The organism is Streptomyces sp. NPDC026515, from assembly GCF_055567595.1.
In genome coordinates this window covers 174540-189937 of sequence record NZ_JBVHQD010000011.1, presented here as the reverse complement: position 1 = coordinate 189937, position 15398 = coordinate 174540, and the positions used below count along the sequence as shown (strand labels likewise).

Here is a 15398-nt window from a genome sequence, read left to right as displayed (position 1 = left end):
TAACTCACGTCGTGATCTAAGCCATGAGTGAACTGTGAGAGCCCCGAGTGAACCAGAGAGTCGAGGGAAGGTCTATGCCAAGAGCCGCCCTGCTCGTGTCCACCGCCCTACTCGCAGCCCTGATGCCCCTGTCGGCGGCCCGCGCCGCCGACGACCCCGCACCCACTCCCGTCGACCGCTTCGAGGGCGAGGTCCCCTTCGCCTCCCAGCCCGCCGAGGGCATCTTCACCTGGGGAGGCGACAGCGACGACCCGCCCGCCCTACAGCTCGCCGACCGGGCCGATGCCCCCGAGGGTGCCAAGGTGCTCTCCGGGACCTACGGCATCAGCGGGTACGGCGGCTTCACCCATGACTTCGCCGCCACCGGACCCGCCCACGACTGGTCCGCCCACAAGGGCATCCGCTTCTGGTGGGACGGCCAGGACAACGGCAAGAAGATCGCGTTCGAGATCAAGGACGGCGGCGCCGACGGCGAGGCCTCCGAGCTGTGGACGACGTCCTTCACCGACGACTTCACCGGCTGGAAGCAGATCGAGATCCCCTTCGCCGACTTCGTCTACCGCACGGACTACCAGCCCGTCGGCGGCATCGACCACGTCCTCGGCCTGGACCGGATGTGGGGCTACGCGCTCACCCTCCCGGTCGGGCTCCAGGGTCACTTCGCCATGGACGACGTGGAGTTGTACGGCAAGGCCGACCAGTCCCTGCGCGCCTCCGTCTCCACGGACGCGGCCGTCTACCCGGTGCGGGAGGGCCGCACGGCCACGGTGAAGGTCTCCGTGGGCACCACCGGCTCCGCCCCGCTGGACGAGCCGGTCACGGTCTCCTACGAGACAGCCGGTGGCACCGCCACCTCCGGCAAGGACTACTCCCCGGTCTCCGGCACCCTCACCTTCCCGGCCGGCACGGTCTCCGGCGCCACGCAGACCGTCAGGGTGCGCACACTGGACGACCGGTCCGCCGAATCGGCCGAGACCATCCCGCTGAAGCTCACCGTGACCGGCGCCAAGGCCCCCGCCGAGACCCCGCAGGTCGTCGTCGACGCGCACGGACTCCCCTATCTGGACAGCAAGTTGCCCGTGAAGAAGCGGGTCGCCGACCTGCTCTCCCGGATGTCCCTGGCCGAGAAGGTCGGCCAGATGACCCAGGCCGAGCGCGGCGCGGTGGGCACCGGCGGTGACGTCGCCGCCTACGACCTCGGCTCGCTGCTCTCCGGCGGCGGCTCGACCCCCACGCCCAACACCGCCGAGGCCTGGGCGAAGATGATCGACGGCTTCCAGCTGCGCGCGCAGGCGACCAGGTTCCAGATCCCGCTGATCTACGGCGTGGACGCGGTGCACGGTCACAACAACCTGGCCGGCGCCACGATCATGCCGCACAACATCGGCATCGGCGCGACCCGCGATGCCGCCCTCGCCGAGGACACCGGCGCGGTGACCGCCGCGGAGGTCCGTGCCACCGGCGTCCCGTGGGACTTCGCCCCCTGCCTCTGTGTCACCCGCGACGAGCGCTGGGGCCGCTCCTACGAGTCCTTCGGTGAGGACCCCGCCCTGGTGAAGTCCATGGAGACCATGATCCAGGGCCTCCAGGGGCGTGCGGACGGACGGGACCTCAAGGACGACGACAAGGTCCTGGCCACCGCGAAGCACTTCGTCGGCGACGGCGGCACCGAGTACGGCTCCTCCACGACCGGTTCGTACACGATCGACCAGGGCGTCACCAAGGTCACCCGGCAGCAGTTGGAGGCCGTCCACCTCGCGCCGTACCAGACCGCGGTCGACCGCGGCATCGGCACGGTCATGCCGTCGTACTCCTCGCTCGACATCGCGGGCGACGGCCTCGGTCCGGTGAAGATGCACGCCCGCGCCGACATGATCAACGGTGTGCTCAAGGGCCGGATGGGCTTCGACGGCTTCGTGATCAGCGACTGGAACGCCATCGACCAGCTCCCCGGCGACTATCCGGCCCATGTCGGCACGGCCGTCAACGCGGGCGTCGACATGATGATGGTTCCCTACAGCTACCAGGACTTCACCAGGACCCTGACCGACGAGGTGAACGCCGGCCGGGTCAGCGTGAAGCGGATCGACGACGCGGTCTCCCGGATCCTCACCCAGAAGGTCAAGCTGGGGCTGTTCGAGCACCCGTACGCCGACACCAGCGGCGCCTCCAAGATCGGCTCCGCCAAGCACCGGGCGGTGGCGCGGCAGGCGGCCGCCGAGTCGCAGGTCCTGCTGAAGAACTCCGGCGGCGTCCTGCCCCTGAGGAAGTCGCAGAAGGTGTACGTCGCCGGGTCCAACGCCGACGACCTGGGCAACCAGACCGGCGGCTGGACCATCACCTGGCAGGGCCAGTCCGGTACCCACACCACGGGCACGACCGTCCTCCAGGGCATGAGGAACGCCGGGGGAGACGTCACCTACTCCAAGGACGCCTCGGCACCGACCAGCGGCTACGACGTCGGTGTGGTCGTCGTCGGTGAGACCCCCTACGCCGAGGGCGTCGGGGACGTCGGCAACGGCAACGACCTGGCGCTGACCCCGGCGGATCAGGCCGCCGTGGACAAGGTGTGCGCGGCCATGAAGTGCGCGGTGCTGATCGTCTCCGGGCGCCCGCAGCTGATCGGCGACCGGCTCGGCGAGATCGACGCCCTGGTGGCGTCCTGGCTGCCGGGCACCGAGGGCGACGGCGTGGCCGACGTGCTCTACGGGAAGAAGGCGTTCACCGGCCAGCTGCCGGTCACCTGGCCGAAGTCCGAGGCCCAGCTGCCGATCAACGTCGGCGACGCCTCGTACGACCCGCAGTACCCCTACGGCTGGGGCCTGACGACCCTGACCAAGCCGTCGAAGGGCGGCGAGGCCACCCTGCGGTCGCTCGGCGTCGCGGCGAAGGCCGCGGAACGGACGGGCGCGGACGCGGCCGGCCGGAAACTGGTCACCAAGGCGCGGCTGCTGGTGCAGGCCGAGATCGGGCAGTCGATCACGGCGGCGGTCTCGAAGCCCTTCGCCGACGCCGACCACCTGCTGCTGACCGGCAGGTACGCGGCGGCGGTGGAGAAGCTGAGGGAGGCGTACGAAGCAGCATAAGAAATGACTGGTTATGGGAGGCTTCGGGTAAATTGCGAAACATGAAGGCCGTGCTGCGGACCCGAACCCGAGGCCTCCCAGGCCTGCTGCTGGCCCTGCTGGTGATCGCCCTCACGGCGTTCGCCCCGCAGGCCACGGCGGCCACCGGTGTCTCGACGATCGCCGCCGCCCTCCGCAAGAGCCCGGTGTACGTCGACCCGGCGGCCGCCGCCCAGCTCTCCACGGCCGAGGCCGACACCCTGGCCCGGCAGATCAAGGACGCGGACAAACCCCTGTTCATCGCCGTCCTGCCGGCCGGCTACCCCACCAAGGACCTGTTCACGGACCTGCGCACCGCCACCGGCGTCACGGGCCTGTACGCGGTCCGGCTCGGTGACCGCTTCGACGCCCGCGCCGACTCCTCGGTGCTGCCCCGGACGGCCGTGCAGAACCTGGTCACCAGCGTCCAGGGCGAGAGTGCGAACACGCAGCTGCGCGACTTCACCGACCGCGCCCTGGCCAACCTCGGCGGCAAGGCCCCCGCGTCCTGGGGCGGCGGTGCGGACGGCTCCGGCGTCTCCGGCGCGGCGCTGATCACGATCGGCGCGGTCGTCGTGGCCGGCGGGGCGGGCGCCTACGCCCTGGTCCGCCGCAACCGCCGGCGTCACGAGGAGGAGCAGCGGGCCGCCCTGGACCGGCTCCGGGTGGTCGTGGACGAGGACATCACCGCCTTCGGAGAGGAGCTGGACCGGCTCGACTTCCAGCCGGGCGAGCCGGGCGCCGACGACGCCATGCGCGCGGACTACGAGCGCGCGCTCAACGCCTACGACCAGGCCAAGCAGTACATGGCGGACGCCCGGCGACCGGAGGACGTCCGCGCGGTCACCCAGGCCCTGGAGGACGGCCGCTTCTCCCTGGCGCAGCTGGCCGCCCGGCGCGAGGGCCGCCCGCTCCCGGAGCGCCGGCCGCCCTGCTTCTTCGACCCCCGGCACGGTCCGTCGGTCACGGACGCCACCTGGACCCCGGCCGGCGGCTCGCCCCGAGAGGTCCCGGTCTGCGCGGCCGACGCCACCCGGCTGGCCGACGGCCACGACCCGGCGATCCGCGAGGTCGACACCGACCACGGCCGCCGCCCCTACTGGGAGGCGGGCCCGGCCTACGGCCCCTGGGCGGGCGGCTACTTCGGCGGAGGCCTCCTGCCCGGGCTCCTCATCGGCACCGCCCTGGGCGGCTGGATGTCGGCCCCCGCCTACGCGGCGGACTACGGCACCGGATACGGCGACTTCCAGACCGGCGGCTACCAGGGCGGCGACCTGTCGGGCGCGGACTTCGACCCCGGGGACTTCGGTGACTTCGGCGGTGGCGGCGACTTCGGCGGCGGGGGCGGCGACAGCGGCGACTTCGGCGGCGGTTTCTGAACGTAGGGGGTACGGACCCGGCGCGCGGCGGCCCCGGGCCCGTACCCATGGCTGTTCTACGCGGTGCACGGGGCGTGCGGGGGGTGATTCAGAGCGTCGCCGCCGCGGCGGCGATGGCGGAGGCGAAGGTCGAGACCTCCGAGTAGACGCCGGGGGCGTTGGCCCGGGCGCAGCCGATGCCCCAGCTGACTATGCCGACCTGGATCCACGCGCCGGCGTTGTCCTTGCGGAACATGGGGCCGCCGGAGTCGCCCTGGCAGGTGTCGACGCCGCCCGCCGCGTAGCCGGCGCAGATCTCGTCGCTCGCGACCAGGCCGCTGTAGCCGCTGTAGGAGCGGCAGGTGGCGTCGCTGACGAACGGCACGGTCGCCTTGAGGAGGTAACGCTGCTGGGCGCCGCCCTCGGTGGCCGAGCCCCAGCCGGCGATGGTGAAGGTGCCGGTGTTGTACGTCGTGGTGGTGGTGATGGGCAGCGTCGTCAGGTTGACGGGCGAGGCGAGCTTGATGAGCGCCCAGTCCTTGCCGTTGCCGTTGTAGCCGGGGGCCCGGTAGACGTAGGTGGACCTGACCTGGACCCGGCCGGTGGTCGACTGGAGGTCCACGGCACCGGCGGTGGCCGTGATGCTGGTGTTGGCGCCGGTGCGGCTCACGCAGTGGGCGGCGGTGAGCACGATCTGCGGGGTGTAGAGCGCGCCGCCGCAGCCCATGGAGAGCCGGACCATGAACGGGAACTCGCCCTGTGTGGCCCGGGTCCCGCCGACCACGGGTGCCGGGGCGGCCTGCGCGGCGGAGACGGGCTGAAGGCTGACGACCGCGAGGACGGCCGCACCGGCGACCGCGCATCTCCTGAGCACCTTGAGGAGGTTCTTCAACGTGGTACCTTCCGTGGGGAGTGGTGACGTGTGCATGTCAACAAGGAAGGTTGCGAGCCGTAAAGGAATACCCATGTGCTGGCATGCGCTCGTCAAATTCGGTTGCTGGATTATGGGAACGCCGTGGGCGTTCACACAAGGGGTCCGATCCGGCCAGTGCCCGGCCCGTGATCCGGTCGTGGCACAGCACTTGACGCGGCGTGCTTGCGGCGGAAGCCCCCTGCGCAGGCTGGACAGCCTCACAGCCTCACAGCCTCACAGCCTCACAGCCTCCGGCCCTCGGTCGACGTGCGCCGGGTGGCGGAGCCGACCCCCTGTCGGCTGCATGCGTCCCGCAGGTCTTGCGGAGGTGGCCGCCGCCCGGGCGCCTTCGACGCCCGGGGGCGGGCGGACGGGTACCAGGTGATCCTCGGGCTGGTCACGGCCCGCACCGGAAGGGCCCGGCCGCCGGTCCGGCGGCCGCCCTGGCCGGCCGGCCACGGACACGACCGCGCGCCCGGCCTCCGTGCGGGAAAGGGGAGGGCGGGCGCTACGGACGGAGGGGAGCGGAGGCCGCGGGCGAGACCGCGGGTCCGCGCCGCCGGGTCACGCGTTCTTGATCGCGGAGATGTCGAAGTTCAGCTTGATCTTGTCGGAGACCAGGACGCCGCCGGTCTCCAGTGCCGCGTTCCAGGTCACGCCCCAGTCGGAGCGCTTGATCTCGGCCTTGCCCTCGAAACCGACGCGGTCGTTGCCGAACGGGTCCTTGGCCGCGCCGTTGAACTCCAGATCGATGGTGACCGGCTTGGTGACACCGAGGATCGTCAGGTCGCCGGTGATGCGGTAGTCGTCGCCGCCGAGCGCCTCCGCCTTGGTGGAGCGGAAGGTCATCGTCGGGAACTCGTCCGTCTTGAAGAAGTCCGCGGACTTCAGGTGACCGTCACGGTCCGGGCTGCCCGTGGTGATGCTGTCCATCACGATGTCGAGGGAGGCGGTGGACTTCGCCGGGTCCGAGCCGTCCAGGTGCAGCGTGCCCTCGAACTGCTGGAAGCTGCCCTTGACGTTGGTGACCATCGCGTGGCGAGCCACGAAACCGAGCGTGGTGTGCGCCGGGTCGACCGTGTAGTCGCCGGTCAGCGCGGCGGTGTTGGCGCCGGGGACGGTGGCGGCGTCGTCGTTCTTGCGGCCGAAGATACCCATGAGGTGCTCCTTGAGGGGGACGGATCGCTGATGTTTAATGTTCAACGAACTCAACGACGCCTACCGTAACCCTATTCCGTACAACATTCAACATCATCGGTTTGCGTGTCGCGCTCATTACGCACCGTAACGGCACGTGGGGTGGATCGCCACGTGGTGTGAGGGTGTGGCGGGGGTGCGGTTAGGCTCGGAGGGGGACGGGACGGCAGGGGGCGGAGCCCGCCGTCCGGGGGGCCCGTCACTCCTGGGGTGGTACGGGCCGCCCATGAATGTGAGCCGTGTCTCAGGTCCCGCCTTTGTGGCACCCCTACAACGCCACGGCCCCCTGAGCAGTTGGAACGGCTGCATGCGGTTCTGGTTCTGTTCAGTGCTTCCAGGAAAACGCGTCGGAGACTGTACGGAGTCGACGTCTCCCAATCCTTGGTGTCCTTCGTAAGGTCGCTACATGACCGTTTTGGAAGAGACGACGGGTGAGCCCACCGGTGAGCCGACGGACGCGCGCGGGCGGGTAGCCGAGCTGCACGAGATCCGTGCGGTGGCCGTGGCGGGACCCAGCGAGAAGGCGACCGAGGCGCAGCATGCCAAGGGCAAGCTGACGGCCCGGGAGCGCATCGAGCTGCTCCTGGACCCGGACTCCTTCCAGGAGGTCGAGCAGCTGCGCCGGCACCGCGCGGTCGGTTTCGGCCTGGAGGCCAAGAAGCCCTACTCCGACGGCGTCATCACCGGCTGGGGCACCGTCGAGGGCCGTACGGTCTTCGTCTACGCTCATGACTTCCGGATCTTCGGCGGCGCGCTGGGCGAGGCTCACGCCACCAAGATCCACAAGATCATGGACATGGCCATCGCGGCCGGCGCCCCGCTGGTCTCCCTCAACGACGGCGCCGGCGCCCGTATCCAGGAGGGCGTCTCCGCGCTCGCCGGCTACGGCGGCATCTTCCAGCGCAACACCAAGGCGTCCGGTGTCATCCCGCAGATCTCCGTGATGCTCGGCCCGTGCGCGGGCGGCGCGGCCTACAGCCCCGCCCTCACCGACTTCGTGTTCATGGTCCGCGAGACCTCGCAGATGTTCATCACCGGCCCGGACGTCGTCAAGGCGGTCACCGGCGAGGAGATCACCCAGAACGGCCTCGGCGGCGCCGACGTGCACGCCGAGACCTCCGGCGTCTGCCACTTCGCGTACGACGACGAGGAGACCTGCATCGCGGAGGTCCGCTACCTCCTCTCCCTCCTTCCGCAGAACAACCGCGAGAACCCGCCGCGGGCCGACTCCACGGACCCCGTCGACCGTCGCAGCGACGTCCTGCTCGACCTCGTCCCGGCCGACGGCAACCGGCCGTACGACATGACCAAGGTCATCGAGGAGATCGTCGACGACGGCGAGTACCTGGAGGTCCACGAGCGCTGGGCGCGGAACATCATCTGCGCGCTGGCCCGGATCGACGGCCAGGTGGTCGGCATCGTCGCCAACCAGCCGCAGGTCCTCGCCGGTGTCCTGGACATCGAGGCGAGCGAAAAAGCTGCGCGCTTTGTGCAGATGTGTGACGCTTTCAATGTTCCGATCGTCACCTTCCTGGACGTACCGGGCTTCCTCCCCGGCGTCGACCAGGAGCACGGCGGGATCATCCGTCACGGCGCGAAGCTCCTCTACGCCTACTGCAACGCGACCGTGCCCCGGATCTCCCTCATCCTGCGCAAGGCGTACGGAGGTGCCTACATCGTCATGGACTCCCAGTCGATCGGTGCCGACCTGACGTACGCCTGGCCGACGAACGAGATCGCGGTCATGGGCGCCGAGGGCGCGGCCAACGTGATCTTCCGTCGGCAGATCGCCGCAGCCGAGGACCCCGAGGCCATGCGGCAGAAGATGGTCAAGGAGTACAAGGCCGAGCTCATGCACCCCTACTACGCGGCCGAGCGCGGCCTGGTCGACGACGTCATCGACCCGGCCGAGACCCGCGAGGTGCTCGCCAGGTCGCTGGCGATGCTGCACACCAAGCACGCCGACCTGCCGTCCCGTAAGCACGGCAACCCCCCGCAGTAATCCTGCGGAAACCTCTCTCACGGAGACTGAAGCCATGAACTTCCCTGACATTCGCGTGGAGAAGGGCAACGCGGACCCGGAGGAAGTCGCCGCCATAACGGCGGTCCTCCTGGCCCGCGCGGCCGCCCGGCCGACCGCCGACGACACCGAGCAGACCCACCGAGGCCGCGCGAAGGCCGGCTGGCGCCGCCTGGAACGCGAGAACGGCTTCCGCGCCCCGCACAGCTGGCACGGCTAGGCCGGCGCAGCCGGCCCCGGCCGGTACGCAGGAGAAGGGCCCCTCTCGCTCGAGAGGGGCCCTTCTCCGTGGGCGCCAACGACCGCCGGCGCGGCGGGGAAAGAACTCGGGCCCCTTCGAGGAAGGGGCCCGTACAGCGCCCCGACGGGGGCGCGAGGAACTGCGCGACCGGCCACGAACCACCCGCGGCCGGCGTACTGCCGGCCGTGGCGGCCCGGCCGCCGAACTACCGCAGGCGAGCCATCAAGGCGTGCTCCACCAGCGTGATCAGCGCCGACTTCGCATCGGCACGGTGCCGGGCGTCCGTCGTGATGATCGGGGTGTCGGGACCGATCTGGAGCGCCTCGCGGACCTCTTCGGGGTTGTACGGCTGGCTGCCGTCGAAACCGTTGAGGGCGACGACGAAGGGGAGACCCGAGTTCTCGAAGTAGTCGACCGCGGGGAAGCAGTCGGCGAGGCGACGGGTGTCCACCAGGACGATGGCGCCGATGGCACCGCGTACCAGGTCGTCCCACATGAACCAGAAGCGGTCCTGGCCGGGCGTGCCGAACAGGTACAGGATCAGGTCCTGGTCGAGCGTGATACGTCCGAAGTCCATGGCGACCGTGGTGGTCGTCTTGTCCCCGGTGTGGGTGAGGTCGTCGATGCCGGCCGACGCGGACGTCATCACGGCCTCTGTGCGCAGCGGGTTGATCTCCGAGACGGCACCGACGAACGTGGTCTTGCCCACGCCGAAGCCGCCCGCCACCACGATCTTCGCGGAAGTGGTGGAGCGGGAAGGACCGCCGCTAGAGCTTGCGAAGTCCACTGAGCACCCTTTCGAGCAGTGTCACGTCTGGCTGGCCGCCGGCGCTCTCGTCGCCGCCGGGCTGATGGATGGCGACCAGGCCCGCCTCCGCCAAGTCGGCGACGAGGATCCTGGCCACGCCGAGAGGGATCGACAGGAGGGCCGAGACTTCGGCCACCGACTTGATCTCCCGGCAGAGGTTGCAGATCCGCTGATGCTCGGGCAGTTGGCCCTGCATCTGGTGCGGCTGCGCGGTGGTGTGCACCAGTGCCTCGATGGCGAGCTGGTACCGCGGGCGGGTCCGGCCACCGGTCATGGCGTACGGACGCACCAAGGGGTTGTTCGCCCCCGAGGCCGGCGCCGGCTCGGGACGGCGCTGTGGCTGCACCGGCTGGATACGGGGCGCCGGCGGCTGGTCGTACGGTGACGGGCCGGGGCCCTGCGGGGCGTACGGCTGCCGGTGGCTCGGGGTGGAGGGGAAGTTGTACCGGTTCGCGGAACCGTCGCCCTGGCCCTGCGCAGGACCGTACGACCAGTTGCCGTTATTCGAACCGCCTGGGGGTGTTGCCACTTTCTCTCCTCCTCCGACCGTGCCGGGCACCGTTCCCTATGGAGCCGCGTCCCGAAACCTTACGGCCCCGGGACGCCAAAACGCACCGTCTGGCCGTTAGTTGAGAAGGCTTCCCTGGAGTTCCTGGCGCAGATCCGGGGTAAGAACCGTGCCCGCACGGTCCACCAAAAGGGCCATCTCATACCCAATCAGGCCGATGTCGGCCTCCGGGTGGGCCAGAACGGCCAAGGAGGACCCATCGGAAATGGACATGATGAACAGGAACCCCCGCTCCATCTCCACAACTGTCTGATTCACGCTGCCTCCCTCGAAAATCCGGGAGGCGCCTGCCGTCAGAGACGTCAGACCGGAGGCGACGGCCGCGAGCTGGTCGGCGCGGTCGCGGGGGAAGCCTTCGGACATCGCCAGAAGGAGTCCGTCGGCGGAGACCACCACCGTGTGGGACACCCCCGGGGTGTTGTCCACGAAGTTGGTGATCAACCAGTTCAGGTTCTGTGCCGCCTGGCTCATCGGGCTCACACTAACGCTCCTGGTTGTAGGTGCTGTCAGGACCACTGTGCTGATTCCTAGTGGCCTGGCCGTTCGTTTCACTGCCTGCGTTGCGCCCGCGCTGGACGCCCCTGCGCAGGTTGCTCAGCCTGCCCCGGACATCCTCCGGGGCGCGGGAGACCTGTGGGCCTCCCTGAGGGGTGTTCTCAGCGGCTCCCTCGACCAGGTTGGCCTTGGGAACCCGCCTCGGCAGTCCGGAGGAGGTGACTCCGCCCGCCTTCGGCTTGCGCAGTGCCGAGGCCTGCTGCCAGCGTTCGTCGTTCGCCGAACGCCAGCTGCTGTCTCCGCCGGCCGCCGGAGCGGAGGCCGCCGGAGCCGAGGACGCGGCCGGAGCCTGCTGTGCGGGAACCGTGCCGTTCGGGCCGCCGGATCCACGGCGGGGCAGTCCGGCGTCGGTCAGCTGGTGGCCGGCGGCTGGGGCCGCTCCCGGGCGGTCGAAGCCTACGCCGTTCCGCTCCTCCACGTCACCGGCCTGCGCTGATTCCGCTTCCGGAGCGTACTGGGCCGGGTAACCGTTCTGGTAGCCGTCCTGCCGCTGCCCCTGCTGTGGCCAGTCGTCCTGGTAGGGCTGCTCCCCGAACCCCTGGAAGGACTCGGACGTGGCGGCGGGCGCGGCCGACGGCTCTTCCTGGGCCGGTTCCGGATAGGCCGGTTCCGGGTAACCGCCGTTGGTCGTGAAGGCCTCCGGCGAGAACGTGTCGTGCTGCGGCAGGCCGCCGTTCGGCGCGTAGTACTGCTCGTCGTACGCGCCCTGCGACTGTTCCTGGTACTGCTGCCCGGCGTCGAAGCCCGTGGGCTGTTCCTGGAAGCCCGTACCGCTGCTGTCGTAGCCCTGCCGGCCTCTGTCGAACTCGTCGACGTACGCCGGGATCTCGGCCGTCTCCTGGGGGTTCTGCGGCAGCTGTCCGGCGTTCGGGGGCTGTGCCTGGGCCTCCAGGGCCGCACGGCGCTCCTCACGCATCAGCGAGCGGCCGACGGGGTCCAGGTCGCGGATGTCGTCGGGGACCTCCACGTAACGGCTGTCGTCGAAGCCCAGCTCGGCCGCCGTGCGCATCGGCTGGAGCTGCGGCTGCTGGCTGAAGTTCTCGGCCTGGAACTGCTGCTCCGGGATGATCTGCGAGACGGTGAACTCGTCGCGGTCCAGCTGGAGTTCGCCACCGCCACCGTGGGTGATGGCATCCGGCAGCATGACCAGTGAGGTGGTGCCGGCCTGCTCGCCGGAGGGGCGCAGCTGGACCCGGATGCCGTGCCGGTCGGAGAGCCGGCCGACCACGAAGAGGCCCATGCGCTGGGAGATCGCGGCGTCCACGGTCGGCGGGTTGGCCAGCTTGTGGTTGATGTCCGCGAAGTCCTCGGCGGTGAGGCCGATGCCCTTGTCGTGGATCTCGATCATGATACGGCCGTCGGGGAGACGGGTCGCGGTGACGCGGACCTTCGTCTGCGGCGAGGAGAACGTGGTGGCGTTCTCCAGCAGCTCCGCCAGCAGGTGCACGAGGTCGGTGACCGCGCGGCCGTGGATCTCGGCCTCCGGGACGCCGGAGAGCTCGATGCGCTCGTACTGCTCCACCTCGGAGGAGGCGGCGCGCAGCACGTCGACCAGCGGGACCGGCTGGTCCCAGCGGCGGCCGGGCTCCTCGCCGGCGAGGACCAGGAGGTTCTCGCCGTTGCGGCGCATACGGGTCGCGAGGTGGTCCAGCCGGAAGAGGTTCTCCAGCTGGTCCGGGTCGGCCTCGTTGTTCTCCAGGTCGGTGATCAGGGTCAGCTGGCCCTCGATGAGCGACTGGTTGCGGCGCGAGAGGTTGGTGAAGATCGCGTTGATGTTGCCCCGCAGCAGGGCCTGTTCGGCGGCGAGCCGGACGGCCTCGCGGTGGACCTGGTCGAAGGCGCGGGCGACTTCGCCGATCTCGTCGGTCGAGGTGATCGGGATCGGCGCCACCCGGGTGTCGACCCGGCCGGGGTCGGTGCGGGAGAGCTGGTCGACCAGCATCGGCAGGCGCTGCTCGGCGATGCCGAAGGCGGCGTTGCGCAGCTGGCGCATGGAGCGGGACATCTGGCGGGCCACCATGCCGGCCAGGATGAACGCGGCGAGCAGGGCGACCACGACCGCGGCACCGGTGATGAACGCGTCCGTCTTCGCGTTGTCGGCGATGTCGGAGGCCTCGCTCACCGCCTTGTCGGCCATGTCCGACTCGATCGTCCGGTAGGCCTGGTACTTGAGGGTGTTGACCGCCCACCAGTTCTCGGCGGTCACGCCCTGCGAGGCCAGTGCCTGGCGGGTGCTGGTGTCGGTGTCCTGCAGCGTCGCCAGCGCCTGGACCATCGCGTTGTCCTTGGACGGCGGGGCCACGTAGTTCGGGTCCTTGGCCTTGGCCTGCTGGACCAGGGCCGCGCCTTCGGACTTGATCTTCGTCTGCAGGTCGGCCAGCTTCTGCGCGTCCGCCTCGGTACCGCCGCCCAGGTACTCCTCGACGGCGATGCCTTCGAGGTAGGCGTACGAGGAGAGGGCGACCCGCTGGCTGGCCAGGTTGCCGGCGTCCGGGCCGGGCTTGATCAGCAGGTGCATGCCGATGGAGCGCTCCAGCGACAGGGCCGCCTTGGTGAGCGAGATGGCGTAGACGGTACGGCCGTAGGAGGTGATGTTTCCGGTGCCCAGGCCGAGCTCGTTGGCGAACTCCATCAGGGGATGGGCGACCTCGACGTATCCCTCTTCGGTCTGTACGCCGGTGAGCTTCGTGGTGTACGCGAACCCGCGCAGCTTCGTGAGGGTGGGCTCCGCCTCGCGGAAGAGCTTCAGGCGGCGCTCCAGGCCGGCCTTCTGCGGCATGTTCTGCGCGGCCGCGTCGAAGGCCTCGGCGGCCTTGTCGGTGTTGGCGCGGGCGTCGGACACCGTCTTCTTGTCGGCGGCGTTCTGCAGCGGGCCCTTGAGCAGGGGAGCCGCGGTGACGTCACGCTCCTGGTAGAGGGCGTCGGCGTAGGTCAGGGAGGCGCGGACCAGGCGCGCGGTGTTCTCCGCGTCGCGCGCCTCGTTCCAGGTGTCGATGGAGCTCTTCACCTGGAAGCCGCCCATGACCAGACCGACGACCACGGGTATGAGCAGAATCGCGTTCAGCCTGGTCGGCACTCGCCAGTTGCGCGGCGAGAAACGGCCGCCGCTCTTCGCGGGTGCGGCCGGTGGTGGTTCCGCGGCTGGCACAGGGGTGGGCGCCGCAGCACGCGGCGGCGGGGTGAAGTTTCCCCGCGCCGACGGCTCGGGACCGTTCTTGCTTCGCCTCACTCGACCAACAACCTCTCGGCGGCGGGCACCTGTCGTCGTGCCGCAGTCTCTCAGAGCCCGGTGTGTCTCAGACCACTACTCAGTACGTCCTTGACTAATGGGCAGTTCAGGCATTCCAGCATGGGGGCCTGCGCACTTCCAAACAGTGGAAAGTGGGGGAGTGCGGTGTTGTAAGGCCCAGATAAAACGGTCATAAAGAGCGAGCCCCGCCAAAAGACGGGGCTGTTGTGAGCACAGCGGTACCGCGCGACCGCGACGCGTGGCGATACCACCCGATTCCTCTGCCGAAACGTTATGAACACCGGAGCCGACCGTGTCAAAGGCCACAGCCGGCTCCGGTTTCCGTACGGCAACTGCCGTACACCATGTACGACTTGGGTGCTACCGCAGCCGTGCCATGAGGGCGTGCTCCACCAGCGTGATCAGCGCACTCTTGGCATCGGCACGGTGCCGGGCGTCCGTCGTGATGATCGGCGCGTCCGGGCCGATCTGCAGCGCCTCGCGCACCTCTTCGGGCGTGTACGGCTGGTGCCCGTCGAAGCCGTTGAGGGCTATGACGAACGGCAGACCGCTGTTCTCGAAGTAGTCGACCGCGGGGAAGCAGTCGGCGAGGCGACGGGTGTCCACCAGGACGACGGCGCCGATGGCACCGCGTACCAGGTCGTCCCACATGAACCAGAAGCGGTCCTGGCCGGGCGTGCCGAACAGGTACAGGATCAGGTCCTGGTCGAGCGTGATACGTCCGAAGTCCATGGCCACCGTGGTGGTGGTCTTGTCCCCGGTGTGCGTCAGGTCGTCGATGCCCGCCGAGGCGGACGTCATCACGGCCTCCGTGCGCAGCGGGTTGATCTCGGAGACCGCTCCCACGAACGTGGTCTTGCCGACGCCGAAGCCGCCCGCCACCACGATCTTCGCGGAGGTGGTGGCCCGACCTCCGTCAGAGCTTGCGAAGTCCACTGAGCACCCTTTCGAGCAGCGTCACGTCAGGTGCGCCACCGTTGTTCTCGTCGCCGCCCGGCTGGTGGATGGCGACCAGGCCGGCCTCGGCGAGGTCGGCCACCAGGATCCGGGCCACACCGAGCGGCATGGCGAGCAGTGCCGAGACCTCGGCTACCGACTTCACCTCACGGCACAGGTGGCAGATGCGCTGGTGCTCCGGGAGCAGCCCCATGAGCGCTGCCGGGTCGGCCGTCGTGCTGATCAGTGCCTCGATGGCGAGCTGATAGCGCGGCCGGGTCCGGCCGCCGGTCATCGCGTAAGGACGTACCAGCGGCTGGTCGCCCTCGTCCCCGTACGGCTCCGCGTACGGATCATGAGAGGCGGTGGGCGGGGTCATCGTTCCTCCGGGCGGGACAGCAAGTCGGTCAGTCGTGCCGTCGGACGTGGCCGGTGGGGGGATTGTGGC

General features: G+C 69.8%; 12 protein-coding genes. 4 read left to right on the top strand and 8 right to left on the bottom strand.

Annotated features, from left to right (window positions below; all coding sequences use genetic code 11):
- Nucleotides 1-74: 74 nt before the first annotated feature.
- Both ACZ4O3_RS24310 and ACZ4O3_RS24305 read left to right on the top strand, forming a co-directional pair.
- Nucleotides 75-3086 carry a glycoside hydrolase family 3 protein gene (locus ACZ4O3_RS24310; protein WP_467724192.1) on the top strand — a complete coding sequence of 1004 codons (3012 nt, stop codon included), beginning with the start codon at nucleotides 75-77 and terminating at the stop codon, nucleotides 3084-3086.
- A 41-nt stretch (nucleotides 3087-3127) separates the two neighbouring features.
- Complete coding sequence (locus tag ACZ4O3_RS24305; protein WP_467724190.1) at nucleotides 3128-4483, top strand: hypothetical protein; 1356 nt, start codon at nucleotides 3128-3130, stop codon at nucleotides 4481-4483.
- Between the two features lie 88 nt (nucleotides 4484-4571).
- Here the strand turns inward: ACZ4O3_RS24305 and ACZ4O3_RS24300 are convergent, their stop codons facing one another.
- Nucleotides 4572-5354, bottom strand: a complete 783-nt coding sequence (locus ACZ4O3_RS24300) for a serine protease (protein ID WP_467724188.1) — start codon at nucleotides 5352-5354, stop codon at nucleotides 4572-4574.
- A gap of 585 nt (nucleotides 5355-5939) precedes the next feature.
- A complete protein-coding gene (locus ACZ4O3_RS24295; RefSeq protein WP_362729977.1) occupies nucleotides 5940-6533 on the bottom strand; it encodes a YceI family protein in 594 nt (197 codons plus the stop codon).
- Between the two features lie 445 nt (nucleotides 6534-6978).
- Here ACZ4O3_RS24295 and ACZ4O3_RS24290 point away from each other — a divergent pair, with 445 nt between their 5' ends.
- On the top strand, nucleotides 6979-8574 hold the full coding sequence (locus ACZ4O3_RS24290) for an acyl-CoA carboxylase subunit beta (RefSeq protein ID WP_362729974.1): 1596 nt from the start codon (nucleotides 6979-6981) through the stop codon (nucleotides 8572-8574).
- A gap of 34 nt (nucleotides 8575-8608) precedes the next feature.
- A complete protein-coding gene (locus ACZ4O3_RS24285) occupies nucleotides 8609-8812 on the top strand; it encodes an acyl-CoA carboxylase subunit epsilon (RefSeq protein ID WP_384995259.1) in 204 nt (67 codons plus the stop codon).
- 226 nt (nucleotides 8813-9038) lie between these two features.
- Here ACZ4O3_RS24285 and ACZ4O3_RS24280 read toward each other — a convergent pair whose 3' ends face one another.
- The 6 genes from ACZ4O3_RS24280 to ACZ4O3_RS24255 all read right to left on the bottom strand — a co-directional run bounded on the left by ACZ4O3_RS24280 (nucleotide 9039) and on the right by ACZ4O3_RS24255 (nucleotide 15329).
- Nucleotides 9039-9620 carry a GTP-binding protein gene (locus ACZ4O3_RS24280; RefSeq protein WP_123973912.1) on the bottom strand — a complete coding sequence of 194 codons (582 nt, stop codon included), beginning with the start codon at nucleotides 9618-9620 and terminating at the stop codon, nucleotides 9039-9041.
- Nucleotides 9601-10170: a DUF742 domain-containing protein gene (locus ACZ4O3_RS24275; protein WP_362724264.1), complete on the bottom strand. Its 570-nt coding sequence runs from the start codon at nucleotides 10168-10170 to the stop codon at nucleotides 9601-9603. Before ACZ4O3_RS24275 ends, ACZ4O3_RS24280 begins: the two co-directional genes overlap by 20 nt.
- Before the next feature lie 96 nt (nucleotides 10171-10266).
- Nucleotides 10267-10680, bottom strand: coding sequence for a roadblock/LC7 domain-containing protein (locus ACZ4O3_RS24270; protein WP_362724269.1), 414 nt, complete (start codon nucleotides 10678-10680; stop codon nucleotides 10267-10269).
- Nucleotides 10681-10690: 10 nt separating this feature from the next.
- Nucleotides 10691-13993: a sensor histidine kinase gene (locus ACZ4O3_RS24265; protein ID WP_362724262.1), complete on the bottom strand. Its 3303-nt coding sequence runs from the start codon at nucleotides 13991-13993 to the stop codon at nucleotides 10691-10693.
- 381 nt (nucleotides 13994-14374) lie between these two features.
- Entirely contained in the window at nucleotides 14375-14950 is a 576-nt protein-coding gene (locus tag ACZ4O3_RS24260; RefSeq protein ID WP_046729249.1) for a GTP-binding protein, read from the bottom strand.
- Complete coding sequence (locus ACZ4O3_RS24255; protein WP_019058642.1) at nucleotides 14931-15329, bottom strand: DUF742 domain-containing protein; 399 nt, start codon at nucleotides 15327-15329, stop codon at nucleotides 14931-14933. Before ACZ4O3_RS24255 ends, ACZ4O3_RS24260 begins: the two co-directional genes overlap by 20 nt.
- Nucleotides 15330-15398: the final 69 nt, after the last annotated feature.